Annotated in this window: 17 protein-coding genes and 1 tRNA gene; 10 read left to right on the top strand and 8 right to left on the bottom strand. The window is 63.5% G+C overall.

What is annotated here, in order from left to right; translation table 11 throughout:
* Positions 1–43 precede the first annotated feature (43 nt).
* Together FJ543_RS14720 and FJ543_RS14715 are read left to right on the top strand one after the other, a co-directional pair.
* Entirely contained in the window at positions 44–1,624 is a 1,581-nt protein-coding gene (locus tag FJ543_RS14720; protein ID WP_140875715.1) for a 5-guanidino-2-oxopentanoate decarboxylase, read from the top strand.
* Between the two features lie 232 nt (positions 1,625–1,856).
* Positions 1,857–2,564, top strand: coding sequence for an SDR family NAD(P)-dependent oxidoreductase (locus FJ543_RS14715; RefSeq protein ID WP_140614983.1), 708 nt, complete (start codon positions 1,857–1,859; stop codon positions 2,562–2,564).
* On the opposite strand, the gene FJ543_RS14710 is transcribed toward FJ543_RS14715, so the two are convergent.
* From FJ543_RS14710 to aroA, 4 genes are all read right to left on the bottom strand, one after another.
* On the bottom strand, positions 2,549–4,417 hold the full coding sequence (locus FJ543_RS14710) for a hypothetical protein (protein ID WP_140875713.1): 1,869 nt from the start codon (positions 4,415–4,417) through the stop codon (positions 2,549–2,551). The two genes, FJ543_RS14715 and FJ543_RS14710, sit on opposite strands and share 16 nt — an antisense overlap.
* A gap of 130 nt (positions 4,418–4,547) precedes the next feature.
* Positions 4,548–6,245 carry a 30S ribosomal protein S1 gene (rpsA, locus tag FJ543_RS14705; protein ID WP_015314259.1) on the bottom strand — a complete coding sequence of 566 codons (1,698 nt, stop codon included), beginning with the start codon at positions 6,243–6,245 and terminating at the stop codon, positions 4,548–4,550.
* Between the two features lie 206 nt (positions 6,246–6,451).
* A complete protein-coding gene (gene cmk / locus FJ543_RS14700) occupies positions 6,452–7,102 on the bottom strand; it encodes a (d)CMP kinase (protein ID WP_140614979.1) in 651 nt (216 codons plus the stop codon).
* A gap of 146 nt (positions 7,103–7,248) precedes the next feature.
* Positions 7,249–8,610, bottom strand: coding sequence for a 3-phosphoshikimate 1-carboxyvinyltransferase (aroA, locus tag FJ543_RS14695; protein ID WP_140821633.1), 1,362 nt, complete (start codon positions 8,608–8,610; stop codon positions 7,249–7,251).
* Positions 8,611–8,816: 206 nt separating this feature from the next.
* Between aroA and FJ543_RS14690 the strand changes: the two genes are divergently transcribed.
* Positions 8,817–9,206, top strand: a complete 390-nt coding sequence (locus FJ543_RS14690) for a TIGR02300 family protein (protein WP_015314256.1) — start codon at positions 8,817–8,819, stop codon at positions 9,204–9,206.
* 173 nt (positions 9,207–9,379) lie between these two features.
* A tRNA-Ala gene (locus tag FJ543_RS14685) sits at positions 9,380–9,455 on the top strand.
* Positions 9,456–9,539: 84 nt separating this feature from the next.
* On the opposite strand, the gene FJ543_RS14680 is transcribed toward FJ543_RS14685, so the two are convergent.
* From FJ543_RS14680 to FJ543_RS14665, 4 genes are all read right to left on the bottom strand, one after another.
* Positions 9,540–9,767, bottom strand: a complete 228-nt coding sequence (locus FJ543_RS14680; RefSeq protein ID WP_015314255.1) for a hypothetical protein — start codon at positions 9,765–9,767, stop codon at positions 9,540–9,542.
* Positions 9,768–9,776: 9 nt separating this feature from the next.
* Positions 9,777–10,022, bottom strand: a complete 246-nt coding sequence (locus FJ543_RS14675; protein WP_015314254.1) for a hypothetical protein — start codon at positions 10,020–10,022, stop codon at positions 9,777–9,779.
* Positions 10,023–10,105: 83 nt separating this feature from the next.
* A complete protein-coding gene (locus FJ543_RS14670) occupies positions 10,106–10,807 on the bottom strand; it encodes a Crp/Fnr family transcriptional regulator (protein ID WP_140723333.1) in 702 nt (233 codons plus the stop codon).
* Between the two features lie 191 nt (positions 10,808–10,998).
* The gene (locus FJ543_RS14665; protein ID WP_140875712.1) at positions 10,999–11,673 is read right to left on the bottom strand and encodes a GntR family transcriptional regulator; all 675 of its coding nucleotides are present in this window, start codon (positions 11,671–11,673) and stop codon (positions 10,999–11,001) included.
* Between the two features lie 393 nt (positions 11,674–12,066).
* On the opposite strand from FJ543_RS14665, the gene ssuD reads away from it, so the two are divergent.
* The 6 genes from ssuD to FJ543_RS14635 all read left to right on the top strand — a co-directional run bounded on the left by ssuD (position 12,067) and on the right by FJ543_RS14635 (position 18,948).
* Positions 12,067–13,239, top strand: coding sequence for an FMNH2-dependent alkanesulfonate monooxygenase (gene ssuD / locus FJ543_RS14660; protein ID WP_140875710.1), 1,173 nt, complete (start codon positions 12,067–12,069; stop codon positions 13,237–13,239).
* On the top strand, positions 13,236–14,693 hold the full coding sequence (locus FJ543_RS14655) for an FAD/NAD(P)-binding protein (RefSeq protein ID WP_140875708.1): 1,458 nt from the start codon (positions 13,236–13,238) through the stop codon (positions 14,691–14,693). Before ssuD ends, FJ543_RS14655 begins: the two co-directional genes overlap by 4 nt.
* Before the next feature lie 160 nt (positions 14,694–14,853).
* Positions 14,854–15,957, top strand: coding sequence for a dimethylsulfone monooxygenase SfnG (gene sfnG, locus FJ543_RS14650; RefSeq protein WP_140875706.1), 1,104 nt, complete (start codon positions 14,854–14,856; stop codon positions 15,955–15,957).
* Between the two features lie 124 nt (positions 15,958–16,081).
* Positions 16,082–17,008, top strand: a complete 927-nt coding sequence (locus tag FJ543_RS14645) for an ABC transporter ATP-binding protein (protein ID WP_140875704.1) — start codon at positions 16,082–16,084, stop codon at positions 17,006–17,008.
* Entirely contained in the window at positions 17,005–17,904 is a 900-nt protein-coding gene (locus FJ543_RS14640) for a branched-chain amino acid ABC transporter permease (RefSeq protein ID WP_015314248.1), read from the top strand. Before FJ543_RS14645 ends, FJ543_RS14640 begins: the two co-directional genes overlap by 4 nt.
* Before the next feature lie 3 nt (positions 17,905–17,907).
* On the top strand, positions 17,908–18,948 hold the full coding sequence (locus FJ543_RS14635; protein WP_140875702.1) for a branched-chain amino acid ABC transporter permease: 1,041 nt from the start codon (positions 17,908–17,910) through the stop codon (positions 18,946–18,948).
* The last annotated feature ends 61 nt before the right edge of the window (positions 18,949–19,009 follow it).

Here is a 19,009-nt window from a genome sequence, read left to right as displayed (position 1 = left end):
CCTTGGGAATTGCGTAGAAACAAAGAGATAGGGGAGAAAACCAATGACCACTGTGGGCGAAGCGCTCATTTCGCTGCTCGAGGCGCATGGCGTCGACACCGTGTTCGGCATTCCCGGCGTCCACACGGTCGAACTCTATCGCGGTCTTGCGCGCTCGAAGATTCGCCACATCACGCCGCGACACGAACAGGGCGCCGGCTTCATGGCCGACGGCTATGCGCGCGCCGGCGGCAAGCCGGGCGTCGCCTTCGTCATCACCGGGCCGGGGCTGACCAACACCATCACCGCCATAGGCCAGGCGCGCGCCGATTCGGTGCCGATGCTGGTGATCTCCGGCGTCAACGCCACCGACACGCTCGGCAAGGGGCTCGGCTTCCTGCACGAATTGCCCGATCAGCGCGGCATGATGGAGAAGGTAGCGCTGTTGTCGCTACGCGTGACCGGGGCCAGCGAATTGCCCGGTGCGCTGGCGCGGGCTTTCGCCCTGTTTTCCTCGTCTCGGCCCGGCCCTGTGCATATAGAGATCCCGACCGATATCATGGTCAAGCCGGCGGACGGATTCTCGGCAGCCTTGAGCAATGCCGGGCCGCCGGCGCCAGAGCGTGCCGCCATTGCCAGGGCTGCCGAACTCATCGCCACCGCACGCCGCCCGCTCATCCTTGCAGGCGGCGGCGCCAAGAAAGCCGATGCGGCGCTGCGGCGCCTTGCCGAAAGGCTGGGCGCGCCGGCTGTCGAGACCACCAACGCGCGCGGTCTCATGCATGGCCATCCGCTTTGCGTGCCGGCAAGCCCAAGCCTCAAGGCGGTTCGCGCGCTGATGGCCGGGGCCGATCTGGTGATCGCCGCCGGTACCGAATTCGGCCCGACCGACTATGACGGCTATGGCGACGGCGGCTTCGTACTGCCTTCGAACCTGATCCGTATCGACATCGGCGCCGACCAGCTTGCGCGGCGTCCGGTGACGGTCGCCATCCAGGCCGATTGCGCCGAGGCGTTCGAGGCGCTGCTTGCGGCGATCGATCCCGCCCACAGCGCTGGCGAAGATGGCCATGGCCGCGCCGCGGCGGCGCGAAAGGCCGCTTTTGCCGAGTTGAGCCCGGCCTATGCAGCGCAGGTGTGTGCCGTGGAAATGATCCGCGACGCTTTGCCCGGTGCCATCATCGTTGGCGACTCGACCCAGCCGATTTACGCCGCCAACCTCTATTACGACCACGACCGGCCCGGCGGCTGGTTCAATGCCGCGACCGGCTTTGGCGCGCTTGGCTACGGTCCGCCGGCGGCGATCGGTGCGGCACTTGCCGTGCCCGATGCGCCGGTTGTCTGCCTGACCGGCGACGGGGGCTTCCAGTTCACCTTGCCGGAGATAGCGGTGGCGCTCGATTCTGGAGCGCCCGTCATCTTCGTGGTCTGGAACAACAGAGGCTATCGCGAGATCGAGACCTCGATGCTCGATGTCGGCGTGGAACCTGTCGGCGTGTCGCCGGCGCCGCCGGATTTCTGCAAGCTTGCCGAAGCCTATGGCATTGGTGCCGAAAGGCTGGCCGACATCGACGCCTTGCCACAGGCGCTCAGGCAGGCCCGGGCAACGGGGCTGCCGCGCGTCATCGAAGTCACGGTCGTCTGAAACATCCGGGCCGTCCTTGCCGACAGGAAGCGGACCATTTGCCGGCTTGGTTTTTGCAAGACCTGATCCGCTTCCGGGCGGCTTCGTTATTCGGCGATGCCCTGACGCATGCAAAGACGTGACGGCTGCCATGTCGAGATATCGGTTGAGTGATCGACTGAAAGGGGCGACGCTTCGCGTCGGCGCGGCAAACCAACGACAAAAGTCATAAAAATGACAGGAGCGGTCCAGGATGACGGAAACACTTGAAGGCAGGCACATCGTTGTGACCGGTGGAACCGGCGCGCTCGGTGGGGCGGTGGTCGGCAGACTGCTGGAACAGGGCGCGATCTGCCACGTGCCGAACGCGCATGCCGCGGCACCTCAGCACTTCCCCTTCACCACGCACGACAATGTCAAACTGGCGCACAATGTCGATCTCTCGGACCCCGCCAAGGTCGAGGCGTTCTACAGCCAGGTTCCTGCCTTGTGGGGATCGATCCATCTGGCCGGCGGCTTTGCCATGGCGCCGGTGGAGAAGATCGAATCGGCGTCGTTTGCCGAGATGATGGACACCAACGCCCGCACCGCCTTCCTGTGCAGCCGCGCCGCCATCCGCTCGATGCTGGCGTCGGATACTGCCGGTCGCATCGTCAATGTCACGGCACGCGCCGGGCTCGACCCGCGCCGCGGCGCCGGCATGGTCGCCTATACGGCCAGCAAGGCGGCGGTCGCGGCCATGACGGTCGCGATGGCGGAAGAATTGAAGGCCCAGGGCATCCTGGTCAACGCGGTGGCCCCATCGACGCTCGACACGCCGGCCAACCGCGCCGACATGCCGGATGCCGATTTCACCAAATGGGTCAGCCTCGAAGCAGCGGCCGAGGCAATCGCCTATCTCGCCTCGCCGGCCAATCAGGCAATGAGCGGAACGCTGGTGCCGCTCTACGGCAGGGCCTGAGCGGAGAGCGTCGAAGCCGGGCAGCCGGCGTCGGATCCATCGGCGTTGCGGTAGCTGTAGATACGCAGCGGCGATGAAGCGTCCGTGGGACACTCCCTCAACCAAGCCGGCGGCTTGCCTTCCATCAGGGCCGCCGCGAAAGGGTAGGCGGCTTCGAGACCTGGCGACGGCGCGCCTCGCCAGGCACAGATCGCGACATGTGTCGCCTTCGACGCGTCGAGAATCGCACGCGGCTCGGCGGTCATGGGGTCGAGAAAGCGGTAGCTCCGTTCGATGCCCTTGGCCGAAGGGTGGTTTGGGATCGTCACCACCTTGGGGCCGTCGGCCAGCGCGACGAAATGCGATCCGATGAGCGGTGGCGAAAAGACGATGGCGCCCGACGGCCAACCCCGTTGCGCTCCGAAATGATCGAGGTCGCAACTGTCGGCGAATTCGGCGGCGGGTATCGCCGCTTGGGAGGGTCTGACCGCCAGATGGTACAGCGCCATGGCCCCGGACAAAACCAGACCGGGCAGGATCAATGCGTATTTGCGCGATGGCGCCGGCACGGGAGATTTCAAGTAGCGCCGCAGCCCCGAACCTTGCGGCAGCAGGCTCTCCAGCACGAAGATCAGGCCGATGCCGGAGAAAATCGGGAGATAGCGGAAGTAGCGGAGATAGTCGATCGCCAGCACCAATCCGAGCAGCGAAAACAGGGCCAGTATGACCAGAGGCCGGCTGCGGCCATGCGACCCGGTGCAGATGACGACCGGCGCGAGCGCGCCGACGAACAGCAGCAACATGCTGGGAAAGCCTGACGACAGGACGAAATCGGAACGCCGGAATAGACTCAGCTCCTGAAGAATTCTGTTGAGCATGTTGTCGCGGACATAGGCGTCCATCGACGCGTAAGGGCCGTCCAGGCATTGCGGAAACAGTTTCACCAGCGCCACCAGGCTGATGGCGGCGAACACCAGCAGAAGCGCGGCCCGCATTGCCCAGCCGCCACGCGTGCCGACAAGCCGAGGTACGACGGCGAATGAGAGCCCGGCGGCGGTCAGCGCCAGCACATGCGGCGCGGAATAGGTATCGCATTTGACCGCGGCATAGGCCGAGGGCGCGACGGTAGCGGCGAACAGGCCGATCGCGCCGATCGCCAAGGCCACTCCAAAGCCGGTGATCCCTGTCGCACTCTCGTCGCGGCCGGCGATCCAGTCGAAGGCGTAGACGGCCATCACCAGGGCGAAGAACGGTGCGAACTCGGCGCTGATCGCGATTGCCAGGGCTGTCAGCAAGCCGTTGACGAAGGGCGAAAGGCGATTCCGCGACAGCAACAGGACCAGGGCGGCAAGCAGAAGCAATATCTGCAGATTGTGATAGTCGATCCGCCCCGGCGCGTATTCGAAGAAGGTGCGCGCGGCGAAGATCAAGGCCAACGGCAATGCAATGGCCGGATAGGCAAAGCCCATCGCGACAATCAGCCGGTTGTAGAAGTAGAGCGCGGGTACAAACAGGAGCAGCGGCACGACAAAGCTTGCTGCCATCAGCGCCGGCTCGAAGCCGGCGAACGGCGCGAGCAGCCACGCAAAAGCGGCATAGGGCAGGTCCACGATCCATGGCCAGTGCGAGATGTAGGGCTCGGGCTGGGCAATGCCGGGCATTGTCCGGTCGAAGATATTCCCGGTCTCGAGCAAGGTGCGGATCTCGTGTATTTTGAGAAGGTCGTCCGCATCGGCATTGAGCCGGAAGCCCAGGGACCAGAGGACGATCATCACCGTCACCATGCCGCAGAAGCAGAAAAGGGCCGGTGCGCTCATATAAAGACGCGGCAGCCACGAAGATTGCGCTGCGGCCCTGTCGTCGTCATTGCACATGGAAGGCTTCCCGGGACGACTGCCAAATACGCGAGGAAGTTTATCTTGCCGTAAAGAAAGACCCCGCCGGAGCGATCCGGCGGGGTCTTTGTTCAAGCCGCACGAAAATCGTGCGGCAAGCGGTTAATCCTTAGTTGCCCTGCTTCTTCAGCGCGGCACCCAGGATGTCGCCCAGCGAAGCGCCGGAGTCGGTCGAGCCGTACTGTGCGACGGCTTCCTTCTCTTCGGCGATTTCCAGCGCCTTGATCGAGACCTGCAGCTTGCGGGTCTTCTTGTCGAAGGCGATGACGCGGGCGTCGACCTTCTGGCCGACGGTGAAGCGCTCGGGGCGCTGCTCGTCGCGATCGCGGCTGAGGTCGGAGCGCTTGATGAAGGTCTCGATGCCGCTGTCGACCAGCCGCACTTCCAGACCGCCATCCTTGACGCCGATGACTTCGCAGGTAACGACGGCGTTCTTGCGCAGTTCGCCTGACGTCGCGGCTTCGCCGACCGTGTCCTTGGCCAGCTGCTTGATGCCGAGCGAGATGCGCTCCTTGTCGATGTCGACGTCGAGCACCTGCGCCTTGACCATGTCGCCGCGATTGTACTCTTCGATGACCTGCTCGCCCGGACGGGTCCAGTCGAGGTCGGACAGGTGCACCATGCCGTCCACGTCGCCTTCGAGGCCGATGAACAGGCCGAACTCGGTCTTGTTCTTGACCTCGCCCTCGACCTGGCTGCCGACCGGATGGCTCGAGGCGAAAGCCTGCCACGGATTCTCGAGCGTCTGCTTGAGGCCGAGCGAGATGCGGCGCTTGGCCGGATCGACTTCGAGCACCACCACGTCGACTTCCTGCGTCGTCGACAGGATCTTGCCGGGATGCACGTTCTTCTTGGTCCACGACATTTCCGAAACGTGGATAAGGCCCTCGATGCCCGGCTCCAGCTCGACGAACGCGCCGTAGTCGGTGATGTTGGTGACGGTGCCCTTGATCTTCTTGCCGATCGGGAACTTGGTGCCGATCTCGGACCACGGATCGCTCTCGAGCTGCTTCATGCCGAGCGAGATGCGGTGGGTTTCCTGGTTGATGCGGATGATCTGCACCTTGACCGTCTGACCGATGTTGAGGATTTCGGTCGGATGGTTGACGCGGCGCCATGCCATGTCGGTGACATGCAGCAGGCCGTCGATGCCGCCGAGGTCGACGAACGCACCGTAATCGGTGATGTTCTTGACGACGCCTTCGACAACCTGGCCTTCCTCGAGGTTCTGCACGATTTCCGAACGCTGTTCGGCGCGGCTCTCCTCAAGCACGGTACGGCGCGACACGACGATGTTGCCGCGGCGGCGATCCATCTTGAGGATCTCGAAGGGCTGCGGGTTGTGCATCAGCGGGGAGACGTCGCGGATCGGGCGAATATCGACCTGGCTGCGCGGCAGGAAGGCCACGGCGCCGTCGAGGTCGACGGTGAAGCCGCCCTTGACCTGGTTGAAGATGACGCCTTCGACGCGCTCGCCCTTGGTGAACTTCTCTTCGAGCTTGACCCAGCTCTCCTCGCGGCGCGCCTTGTCGCGCGACAGCACGGCCTCGCCCAGCGCATTTTCGATGCGCTCGACCATGACTTCGACCGTATCGCCGACCTTGAGCGTCGAATCCTTGCCCTTGACGCCGAATTCCTTCAGCGGCACACGGCCTTCGACCTTGAGGCCGACATCGATGATGGCCATGTCTTTTTCGATCGCCAGAATCGTGCCCTTGACGACTTGGCCTTCGCCGGAATGACCGGTGGTAAATGATTCTTCGAGCAGGCTCGCGAAATCATCGCGAGTGGGATTTGCAGCAGACATTGTTTCTCCTGGAGTACCCCGCATTTTTCGCGGGGCGGGCGCCGTGGGTTAGCGTTGCGTTGGCCTGCCGGCGTTCCGGGCTGCAAAAGCCCTGGGCCGCTTTTCAAGCGGCAATTCCGGCGCATGAAGAATGCAGGCAGGCTGGTTCGTGCCCGATATGGGTATTTTCTTCGCCTCCGGCAACCGGAAGCAGCATGAAACCCGGATCAGGCCTTGTTTCTCTTGGCCAGCACGTCGTCGATGACGGACATGGCCGCGAGAAACGCGGCTTCTATAGCCATTTCGCTGGTATCAAGCAAGTGCGCGTCGGCCGCCGGCTTCAGCGGCGAGTCCGCCCGGCCCATGTCGCGCTCGTCGCGACGCTGGATATCGGCAAGGATTTCGGCGAAATCGGCGGTGCCGCCGATGCTTTCGATCTCAGCCAGCCGGCGCTTGGCGCGCACCTCGGCACTTGCCGTCACATAGAGTTTTATGTCGGCGTCGGGGCACACGACCGTGCCGATGTCGCGCCCGTCCAGCACCGCGCCCGGCGGCGTCCTTGCGAAGTCGCGCTGCTTTTCGACCAGGATGCGCCGCACCGTAGGGAAAACCGCGACCTTCGAGGCGGCCTCGCCAACCGCATGCGCCGACAGCACCGCGCGGTCGAGCTTTGCCAGATCGACCTGGCGGGCGGCGGTTTCTGCCGCCGAGACATTGTCGAGCGGTAGGCCCAGCCGCAGCAGCGCATGGGCGACGGCGCGATAGGTCAGGCCGGTGTCGAGCAGGTTGAGGCGGTAGTGATCGGCGAGACGGCGGGCGAGCGTGCCTTTGCCCGCGCCGGCCGGTCCGTCGATGGCGATGGTGAAGGGGTGGGTCATTGGCGGGCAGACGCCTTACGCATGGAAATAGGCCCCCGCGACTTCGTCATCCTGGGATCTGCGCCGCGTCGCTGCGCTCCTTGCTTCGCCCCAGAATGACGAAGCACGGGATGTCGCCAGCCAATCCCCAAGGTTTGCGATTGCCACTATCGCTCGATCTCCGCGCCCAGCCCCTTCATCAAGTCCATGAACTCCGGAAAGCTCGTCGCGATCATGGCCGCGTCGTCAATGGTTACAGGCTTTTCAGTCGCCAGGCCCATCACCAGAAAGCTCATGGCGATGCGGTGGTCGAGATGGGTCTGCACCGTCGTATCCCGGTCGTTGGGGTGGCCGCCCAATCCCCTGCCGCCTGGTTTGCCGCGCACGGCAAGCGAAGCTTCGCCCTCGGTGCAGTCGACGCCGTTGAGCTTCAGCCCGTTGGCGACCGCCGACAGCCGGTCGGATTCCTTCACCCGAAGTTCCTCCAGCCCCTGCATCAGCGTCTCGCCCTCGGCGAAGCTGGCGGCAACGGCCAGCACCGGGTATTCGTCGATCATCGACGGCGCCCGCTCGGGCGGCACGGCGACGCCTTTCAGCTCGGAGTAACGAACGCGCAGGTCCGCGACATCCTCGCCGCCGGCATTGCGCGGGTTCAAGATGTCGATCTGGCCGCCCATTTCCTGCAGCGTGAGAAGCAACCCGGTGCGGGTCGGGTTCATCAGCACGTTTTCGATGACAATGTCGGAACCCGGCACGATCAGCGCCGCCACCAGCGGGAAGCCGGCCGAGGACGGGTCACCCGGCACGGCGATGGTCTGGCCGGTCAGCTTGCCCTGGCCTTCGATGAAGATGTGGCGCACGCCGCGTTCGTCGGTCTCGACCGACAGGTTGGCGCCAAAGCCCTTGAGCATCTTTTCCGTGTGGTCGCGCGTCATGACAGGTTCGATGACGGTGGTGATGCCGGGCGTGTTCAACCCGGCCAGCAGCACCGCCGACTTCACCTGCGCCGAGGCCATCGGCACGCGGTAGGTGATCGGGGCCGCGTGCTTCGGCCCATGCAACGTGATCGGCATGCGGTCGCCGGGCGTGGCTTTGAGCACCTGCACGCCCATCTGGCGCAGCGGTTCGAGCACGCGACCCATCGGCCGGCCCGACAGCGAAGCATCGCCGATAAAAGTCGTCTCCATGTCGTAGGTGCCGACAAGGCCCATGGTCAGCCGCGAGCCGGTGCCGGCATTGCCGAAATCGAGCGGACCTTCCGGCTGCAGCAGCGCGCCGTTGCCGGTGCCGCGGATCACCCACTCGGCGCCGCGTTTCTCGATATGCGCGCCCATCGCCTTCATGGCCGCGCCCGTGCGCATCACATCCTCGCCCTCGAGCAGGCCGGTGATGCGGGTTTCGCCGGAGGCGAGTCCGCCGAACATGAACGAGCGGTGCGAGATCGACTTGTCGCCCGGCACGCGGGCCGTGCCGGAAAGGGCTGGTGACTTGCGGGCAGTGGCCGGCTTGGCAGCGGCGGCGTGAGACATGGAATTTCCCTGGACGGATTGCCGGCGTGCCGGCGCTTTTCATTTGTTGCGGCGGTCTCGTATCACGGCGGGGCGAAATGGTCATCCCCATGCTTGTCACTTGGCGCGAGGCCTTTCAGTGCTTGGTTTTGTGACGCCGGCTTTTCGCTTTGACAGCGCTGCAAACTGTGGTTAAGGGGACCACTCTTTTATCGACGAGGCTTGCCGTGGCAAAAACCGAACTTGGCACAAAACGCATCGACCCGGAAACGGGCCGGAAATTCTACGACCTGAACAAGGACCCGATCGTCTCGCCCTATACGGGCAAGACCTATCCGCGCTCCTATTTCGAGGAAGGCAAGATCGCCGCCGTCGAGGAGGAAGAGGAAGTGGCCGAGAAGGAAGTGGACGCCGAGGAGGAAGAGGGTGTCGAGGTCGTCTCGCTCGAAGAGGCGGAAGACGACGCCAAGAGCGACGATCTTCCCGATCTCGGTGACGACGAGGATGACGTCGACCTCGGCGACGACGAGGATGACACCTTCCTTGCCGACGAAGAGGAAGAAGACGACGACGTTTCCGACATGATCGGCGTCGGCGACGACGACGACGAAGTCTGACAAAGGCTTCGAACGTAAGCGTTTGCCGGCTTTCACGCCCTGTGAAGAAAAAGCCGCCGATGAAGGCTTGATATCTGGGAATGGCGGGGTTAGAAGCCGCCTGCACTAACGGCGCGGTCTTCCAACCCGCGCCGATCTCTCGCCGGAAACGGCGCCGGCTGACTGCCGGGAGTGGGGCCATAGCTCAGTTGGGAGAGCGCTTGAATGGCATTCAAGAGGTCGTCGGTTCGATCCCGATTGGCTCCACCAGTTACCTTCCAGGGCAAGGAAACGCTTTGTTTCGGCGGGACATCTCCGCCCTGTTCAACCATTGGCGATCCCTGATTTGCGCGATCACGGAACGTCAGCGCCGAACTCGACGGCAAATCCCGCGTCGATCGCGCTTCGCGCAATGAGATCGCCAAGTTCCCAATCCGTGAGTTCGCAAAGCGGGAACATTCTCCTCACCTCGTGGCTCACCTCGGATATCGAAATGCACGGCCTGTCGACGGTGTCGATCAGGCAGCGGACAATCGCTTGGCGAACGTCCGACAGGGTAGGCGTCTGCGCGAGCGCAGGCATCTCCGCCCCCTACGAATGGAGTTGCGGCGCTACGCCATCGGCCGAGTTTGTGTCGAACGCCACGGGTACGCCGTGAACGAGGGATGCGGTCGCCAGCAACTCCTCCAACTCGCCGTCGGTAGCCCTGCATGCGGGTATGAGTGTTCGGATGGCGCGTATTGCCTGCGCAATGGAGAGAAAGCGTGCCTTGCCCCTGGAAAGAACATAGGCTTCGGCGGCTCTTTCAACCGTGATGGAGTGAAAAGAGTTGGTCATCGAGAATTCCTCCCTGAACCCTGACCAACATGGTTTACGGCAGGACTTCGGTGGTCTTCAAGCCTATGTCCGGTTCCAGACAATCAGCCAGCCCCTGCGCTGAAGTGCTGTTGCTCCTCCTCGCCATAGGCACCATCCGTGAGTTTTATCATTCCGGTACGGTCGACGATCGTGATCTCGCCGCGCTTGGCATGAACCAGCCCCCGATATTCGAGCATTTGGAGGGCGGTGGTAACGCCCGGGCGCCTGGAGCCAAGCATGGTCGCCAGAAATTCATGCGTCAGGTAGATGATATCTCCTTCAGCGCGATCGTTGACCATCAGCAACCAGCGGGCGAGCCGTTCCTCGATTTTCGAATGGCCATTGACCAGCGCCGTTCGCGACGACTGGACCAGGAATGCGTGGGCGTAGCGAAGCAGCGACGGGCGAAGGGTCTGGCTCTCGGCAATCGCAATGCGCAGACGTTCAACCGGCAGACACCAGCCGTTGCTGGCGACTTGAATATAGGTTTCATTGGGAGATCGGTCCTGGCCGAGAACGACCGCTACCCCGGTCATGCCGTCGCGGCCGATGATGCCGACTTCGCTTTGCCGCCCTCCGGTCATGGCGGCGACCACCGACGCGATACCGGTTTCGGGAAAATAGACATGCTCGATCGGCTGATGCGCGATCTCCAGCCGGGCTTTGATGGCCAGTTCGACGTGATGCATCGACGGCCGTAAAAGCCCGAAATCCTCAGGCGTGAGGGTTTTCAGAACATGGTTGCGAAAGGTGGATTGAGGCATGGCTCTTCTCCCTATCGGGCAAGAGCATGTACCCTCTTACTGTCGGCTGCATCCGGACAAACGGCGGCCGATGGCTGATCTTACGCTTCATGCGCGGGCTTGGCAAACGACTGCGCCTGCGTGGAAAGCTAAGAGCATTGACCGTCAAGCATCTCCGGGAGCAGCAGCGCTGCTAGACGCCGAAGAAGGCTTCAGCCGAGAAGGTCCGCGGCGACTTCGAGCGTGTTGCGGAACGACGTCTCGAGGTGGTGTTCCATCGCTTGTGCGGCGCCCTCGGCATCGTGCCGCTTCAAGGCATCGAGAATGGTTTCGTGCTGCTCGATCGTCTGTTCGCCATAGCCGGGCTTTGGAATGGCGAGATAGCGGCCGCGGTCCATCTGCGCCTTGGAGATGTCGACCGCTCGCCAGATCATCGGCAGGCCGCAGATTTCGGCGATGGTGCGATGAAAGACATCGTCGAGTTGGATCGCGGGGGCATATCGGCCGCGCGCGATGGCGAGCTTGTGCGCCGCCATATTGTCCTCCAGCAATTCGGCGGATGCCGGCGTGAGCTTGACGGCCGCGCGCCTGGCGCTCTCCATCTCCAGCGCCCGTCGGATGACGTAGGCCTCCTCGAGGTCGGCGCGGCTGATCGGCGCGACATAGGTGCCGGTCTGCGCCAGGATATGGACCAGGCCTTCGTCGCTGATGCGCTTCACCGCTTCCCGCACCGGGGTGCGCGAAACGCCGAGCGCTTCGGCGATGGCCACCTCGTTGATCACCTCCCCTGGCTTCATCTGTCCGACGACAATCAGGTTGCGGATCTTCTGATAGATCTGATCGCGCAACGGCAAAGCCCGATTGAGGGTCGAAGGGTCAAGGTCCATGGCAAATCCGTAGCGTTCGTTCACCAGAATTGATCGGAGTATATTGGAACGTAAATTGGAATGCACCCAATGCGGAGGCGTCCCTGTCGACAATTGGGGGGTGGCCAATTCACTCGACGCCTGGAAGGAGGCCGCCAACCCTTTCCAAGGCGGCGCAAGGACAACGTCAACGCGGTCGAGCCGGTCCTCTCCGCTTCCAGGCGGCGGGCATGAGGAAGAATTTCCAATTGCGTGCGCGGAATTAGAATAAACTAGCTCTACAGAATTTATAGAATAATCAATCTGCATGGGCGATCTGTTTCCTGCACAGGACCACGCCATGCCAGCATTTTTGCGTCTACTCTCAACCGTGCCGGAGCCGGGCCGCTACCGTCGAACCACAGGAGGCAAGGCATGACCCAAGATGTCCCCGACCGCATCAAGGTTCTCTGGTTCCTGCCGACGCATGGCGACAGCCGTTATCTCGGCACGACCGAGGGCGGCAGGGCCGTCGATCTGCCCTATCTGTCGCAAGTGGCGAAAGCGGCCGACACGCTTGGCTATTACGGCGTGCTGTTGCCGACCGGCCGGGCCTGCGAGGATTCCTGGGTGATTGCGTCGGCGCTGGCGCCACTGACAGAGCGGCTGCGTTTCCTCGTCGCCGTGCGGCCCGGCTTGCAGTCGCCGACGCTTGCCGCGCGCATGACAGCCACGCTCGACCGCATCTCCAACGGCCGCCTGCTGATCAATGTCGTCACCGGCGGCGATCCGCTGGAAAACAAGGGCGATGGGATCTTTCTCTCGCATGCCGAGCGCTATGAGGTGACGCAGGAATTCCTCCGGATCTACAAACGGGTGCTGAGCGGTGAGACGGTCGAGCACCAGGGCAAGCATTTCCGCATCGAGGACGGAAGGTTGCTGTTCCCGCCGGTGCAGGCGCCCTATCCGCCGCTCTATTTCGGTGGCTCATCGGATGCTGGATCGGCAGTCGCGGCGCAGGAAGTCGACAAATATCTGACCTGGGGCGAACCCCCGGCCGACGTCGGACGCAAGCTCGATGCCGTGCGCGGACTGGCCGACAAGGCCGGCCGCAAACTCTCCTTCGGCATTCGTCTGCATGTCATCACCCGTGAAACCACTGAACGGGCCTGGGCCGCCGCCGACAGCCTGATCAGTCGGCTCGACGACGCGACGATCGCTTCGGCGCAGAAAGTGTTCGGCCGCATGGATTCGGTCGGCCAAGCGCGCATGAGCGCGCTGCATGGCGGCAACCGTGACAAGCTCGAGATCGCGCCCAATCTATGGGCCGGCGTCGGCCTGGTGCGCGGCGGTGCGGGAACGGCACTGGTCGGCGACCCGGATACGATTGCCGAGCGCATCGATGAATACCGTCGCCTCGGCATCGACACCTTCATCCTGTCCGGCTATCCGCATCTGGAGGAAGCCTATCGCTTCGGCGAACTGGTGCTGCCGAAACTGCCGACCGATCATCCGGTCAAGTCGGCCGGGTCGTCGGTCAATACCGGGCCGTTCGGCGAGACCATTGCCGGTGACCATCGGCCGAAGTCGCTCGCCAGCGCCTCGTGAACGCGCTGCCTCCGGTCCGCCGATCGCGCGTCGCCATAATCGGCGGTGGTTTTTCCGGCGCGGCGGTCGCTTGGCACCTTGCGCGGGCGCATGGGCCGGAGCGCCTGTCGATCTCGGTGATCGAACCGCGTTCCGCGCTCGGCGGCGGTCTTGCCTATTCCAGCGATGAGCCGTCGCACCGCGTCAACGTCCCGGCCGTCCGGATGAGCATGGTTCCCGAAGACCAGCAGCATTTTGCGCGCTGGCTGGCCGGCAGTGGCGAAATCGAGCGGGACCCGGATGCGCTGTGGAAGAACGGCGACGTATTTCCGCGCCGGCGGGTGTTCGGTCGCTATGTCGCCGAGCAGCTCGCACTTTGGCTCGACTCGGGCGCTATCCGTCATGTCGAAGCTCAGGCCACCCGGGTAGTTCGAGCCAACGGCGCGGGCTGGACCGTACAGACCTTAGCCGGACCTGTCGCGACCGACATCGTCGTGCTCGCCGCGACTCATCCTCTGCCGGCCATCCCGGCAGCACTTGCCCTGTTGGCTGAAGCACCTGGCTTCATCGCCGATCCCTACGCGCCGTCGGCACTCGCCGGGATCGGGCCGGAGGCGTCGGTCCTGATCGTCGGCTCCGGACTGAGCTCGGCCGACATGGTGGCCGAGCTTGACCGCCGGGGTCATCGCGGCCGCATCCTGGCGCTGTCGCGCCGCGGACTGCGTTCGCGCGGCCACCCGGATATCAGACATGAGCCCTTCGGCGACTTTGCGTCGGTGCCGGCCACATCCGCACTTGGCCTGCTGAAGAACATTCGCGCCACGCTGGCCGCGGCGCGAGCCGCCAACCTCAACTGGCAGTCGGTTTTTGACCAATTGCGCATGCAAGGGCCGGTGCTGTGGTCCGCCCTCGCTCCGCCAGAGCGGGCAAGGCTGGTCCGCCAGCTGCGCGTGTTCTGGGACGTGCATCGCTTCAGGATCGCACCGCAGGTGGCTTCCGTCCTCGACCGCCGCCAGACCGCCGGCACATTCGACACCATTGCCGCCCGGCTTGTCGCGTCGAACGACGAGGGCGACAGCCTCGCGGTCAGCTTCCAACGGCGCGGACAGACGCACATCGAGACGGCAAGCTTCGATGCCGTCATCAACACGACAGGGCCGGCCCATGGGCAGGCGCTCCAGTCAAATCCGGCGCTGCGTTCCCTGACTGAGGCCAGTCTGATCAGGGCGGACGCATACGGGCTCGGTATCGAGACGAGCCTCGATAGTCGCGCCGTCGGTGGCGATGACAAGGCGGTTGCCGGGCTTTTCGTCGCCGGTCCGCTGGCGCGAGGCACCTTTGGCGAACTCATGGGCCTGCCGGAGGTTGCTCGCCATGCCCAAAGGGTCTCGGCCGAGATCGCGGGGCTGCTCGACACATCTTCTTCAGGCGGAGCGGTTGGCCCCAATGCCGGGGGCGTTGCGGTCGCGGGCTGACAACCGCAAGCCGGCATGGCCGGGCAAAATTGGTATTTCCGTCCCGCAAGTGCGCCAAAAACGGAAAATCCTCCTTTGTATATAAATTCCATAAACATAATAAATATAGAGACATCCGGCTGCGGCTGGACCGATCAACAGCCTGACTGGGAGACAATTCATGGCACATACAGGAACCGACGCGGTCAAATTCGCCTACTGGGTGCCCAATGTTTCGGGCGGCCTGGTGATCTCCGACATCGAGCAGCGCACCAGCCATTCAGCCGAGTACAACCGCAAGCTGGCACAGATCGCCGAAAAGGCCGGTTTCGACTACGCGCTGAGCCAGATCCGTTTCACCGCCGGCTACGGCGCCGACGAGCAGCATGAATCGGTGGCATTCAGCCATGACCTGCTGGCCGCCACCACGACGCTGAAGGTGATCGCCGCGATCCTGCCCGGCCCTTGGAATCCCGCGCTGGCGGCCAAGCAGATTGCCACCATCAGCTACCTGACCAACGGCCGTGTCGCCATCAATCTCGTCTCCGGCTGGTTCCGTGGCGAGTTCCACGCCATCGGTGAGCATTGGCTTGACCATGATGAGCGCTACCGTCGCTCCGAGGAATTCATCCGTGCGCTGCGCGGCATATGGACTGAAGACAGCTTCACCTTCCGAGGCGACTTCTACCGCTTCAACGAATACTCGCTGAAACCGAAGCCGCCGCGGCCGCTGCCCGAGATCTTCCAGGGCGGCTCGTCGCGCGCGGCACGCGACATGGCATCACGCGTCTCCGACTGGTATTTCACCAACGGCAACACGCCGGCCGAAATCGCCAAACAGGTCGATGATCTCAAGACCAAGGCAAAGGCCAGCAATCATTCCGTCAAGGTCGGCGTCAACGCCTTCGCCATTGTCCGCGAGACCGAGCACGAGGCCAAGGCGGTGCTTGCAGAGATCATCGCCAGGGCCAATCCGGAAGCGGTCAACGCCTTCGGCCACGAGGTCAAGAACGCCGGCAAGGCCTCGCCGGAAGGCGAGGGCAATTGGGCGAAGTCCTCCTTCGACGACCTCGTCCAGTACAATGACGGTTTTCGCTCCAACCTGATCGGCACACCGAGACAGGTTGCCGAGCGCATCGTCGATTTGAAGAGCGCCGGCGCCGATCTCATCCTGCTCGGCTTCCTGCATTTCCAGGAAGAGGTCGAGTATTTCGGCAAGCATGTCATCCCGCTCGTTCGCGAGCTGGAGGATGCCGGGCAGGCGGCTTCGCTGGCAGCGGAATAGTCATCTCTCCAAGGCTGGCCGGGTAATCCGGCCAGCACCCGAATGAAGGTTTTCAAGCGCGCTCGATCTTTTCGGGCGGCATCGAGGATTCGTGCGCCTGCGGGCGAAATCGAGGACGATTGGAATGCCGTTGCCCAGCTATGCCATAGGCGTGATGGAAGCCTCGGTCTATGCGCCGGAAGTTTTCGCGCGCGGCCTGCCCTCGGCGCTGCAGCCGTCCGAAGGTCATACCGCACCGGTAACAGGCACTGCGGTGGCCACATCTCCGATGCTTTCACTCCAGGCCATCGGCCTGTCGTTCGGCGGCGTCGTCGCGCTGGCCGACATCGATCTGTCTGTTCGATCAGGTGAAATCCGCGCCATTATCGGCCCGAACGGCGCCGGCAAGAGCTCGCTGATCAATGTCATCAGCGGTGTCTACCGGCCGGATCGCGGCCAGGTCCAGCTTGCCGGAATCGACTATGCGCAGGTGCCGACGCAGCGGCTGGCGCATCTCGGCGTCGCCCGGACTTTCCAGAACCTTGCTTTGTTCAAGGGACTGAGCGTCCTCGACAATGTCGCCACCGGCCTTGCCTACAAGGTCCGTTCCAACTTCGCCGGCCAGGTGCTCGGCATCGGACGATCGCGCGGCGAGCGACGTGAGACACGCAGCCGCGCCGATCAGATTCTCGAATTTCTCGACCTCACCGCCGTGCGCGATCGTCTTGCCGGCACGCTGCCCTACGGGCTGCGGAAGCGGGTCGAACTCGCCCGGGCGCTGGTCGTGGAGCCGCGCCTGCTGCTGCTCGACGAACCGATGGCCGGCATGACATCAGGTGAGAAAAGCGAAATGGCTGCTTTCGTGCGCGCCGCGCGTGACCGCTTTGCCACCACCATCGTCCTGATCGAACACGATGTCGGCGTCGTCATGGGCCTGTCCGACCGTGTCGCCGTTCTCGACCATGGCCGCAAGATCGCCGACGGCACACCCGACGAGGTCCGCAACGACCAGCACGTCATCGATGCCTATCTGGGCGTCGCCTCAGACAATGAGGACGGGGCGGGCATATGATCGCCGACTTCGACTATCAGTTCTTCATCGAGGTGCTCGTCGGCGGGCTGCTCTCCGGCGTCATGTATTCGCTGGTCGCGATCGGCTTCGTGCTGATCTACAAGACCTCGGGCGTGCTCAACTTCGCCCAAGGCGCGATGCTGCTGTTCGCCGCCCTTACCTTCGTCAGCCTTGTCGAACGCGGTGTTCCGTTTGCACTGGCGTTGGTGGCAACGTTCGCCATCATGGTGGCGATCGGCATCGCCATCGAGCGCACGGTGCTGAGGCCGCTAACCAACAAGCCACCGATCACCCTGTTCATGGCGACGCTTGGACTGTCCTACATCATCGAGGGCGCCGCCCAACTGATCTGGGGCACGCAGGTCCATGGTCTTGACCTCGGCATCGAGGATGTGCCGCTGGAAGTCGGCGGCGTGCTGATCAGCCAGTTCGATATTTTTGCGGCGGTGGTCGCGGCCGGCATGGTTCTCCTGCTGTCGCTGTTCTTCCGCTACACCCGCATCGGCCTCGCCTTCCGCGCCGTCGCGGACGACCAGTTCGCCGCACTCGCGGTTGGCCTGCGTCTGCCACTGATCTGGGCCACCGTCTGGGCGGCGGCCGGCCTGGTCGCGCTGGTCGCCGGGCTGCTCTGGGGCGCTCGCTTAGGGGTGCAGTTCTCGCTGTCGCTGGTGGTGCTCAAGGCGCTGCCGGTGCTGGTGCTTGGCGGCTTCGATTCCATTCTTGGCGCCATTGTCGGCGGGCTCCTGATCGGCGCCAGCGAGAAGCTCGCCGAGGTCTATATCGGCGATTATTTCGGCGGCGGCATCGAGAGCTGGTTCGCCTATGTCGTCGCGCTTGTCTTCCTCCTGATCCGTCCTTCCGGCCTGTTCGGCCAAAAGCTCGTCGAAAGGGTCTGAGCCATGGCCGCGATTGCAAGCGACTTTTCCGCCGTGACGGTGCTGCCGAAATGGGCGGTGCCCGTACTCCTGCTCGCCTTCGCCTATGGGGTCTTGCCGCTGATCGGCTCGAGCTACCTGTTCGAGGCCATCCTGCTGCCGTTCCTGGCGCTCAGCCTCGCCGGTATCGGCCTCAACATCCTGACCGGCTATGCAGGCCAGGTTTCGCTGGGCAGCGCCGCTTTCATGGCGGCAGGCGTCTTTGCCGCCTATAATTTCAACCTGCGCGTCGAAGGCCTGCCACTGATCGGCAGCATTTTCCTCGCCGGCATCGTGGCCGCCGCGATCGGCATCGTCTTCGGCTTGCCGAGCCTGCGGCTGAAAGGGTTTTACCTCGCGGTTTCGACGCTTGCCGCGCAGTTCTTCGTGCAATGGGCGCTGACCAAGTTCAGCTGGTTTTCCAACAACTCTGCATCCGGCGTCATCGACGCGCCGAGGCTTTCGATTTCGGGCTTCACACTCGATGGCCCCGTCGGCCGCTATTTCTTTGCGCTGACCATCGTCGTCATCCTGACCTTCTTCGCCTATCGGCTAGTGTCGTCGCAGACGGGACGAAACTTCATCGCCATCCGCGACAACGAGACCGCCGCCCGCATCATCGGCATCCCGGTCTTGAAGACCAAGCTTCTGGCCTTTGCCATCTCGTCCTTCGTCATCGGCGTCGCCGGTGTCATCTGGGCGTTCGCTTATCTCAGGACCGTAGAGCCGGATGGCTTCGATCTCGACCGCTCGTTCCAGATAATGTTCATCATCATCATCGGCGGCCTTGCCTCGATCCGCGGCGCATTCTTCGGCGCCGCCCTGATCGTGGTCTTTCCGCTCGCACTGTCGCGCCTCGGCGGCTTCCTGCTTGGCGATGTCTTCGACTCGGGCGTGCTCGACATGAGCCAGCGCATCGTGCTCGGCGTCCTCATCATCCTGTTTCTGATCCTCGAACCCGACGGGCTGGTGGCCCTGTGGGACAGGATCCGAAGACGGCTCCTGTTCGCTTGGCAATCGACCTGAGCCCTCGCAGTCCAGAATCCTATTCGAAGATGAACCAGAGGCCGGACCAAAGACGGCCCAT

This window comes from Mesorhizobium sp. B2-5-7 (assembly GCF_006440875.1).
GTDB lineage: Bacteria > Pseudomonadota > Alphaproteobacteria > Rhizobiales > Rhizobiaceae > Mesorhizobium > Mesorhizobium australicum.
This window is presented reverse-complemented; position numbering and strand designations above follow the sequence as displayed.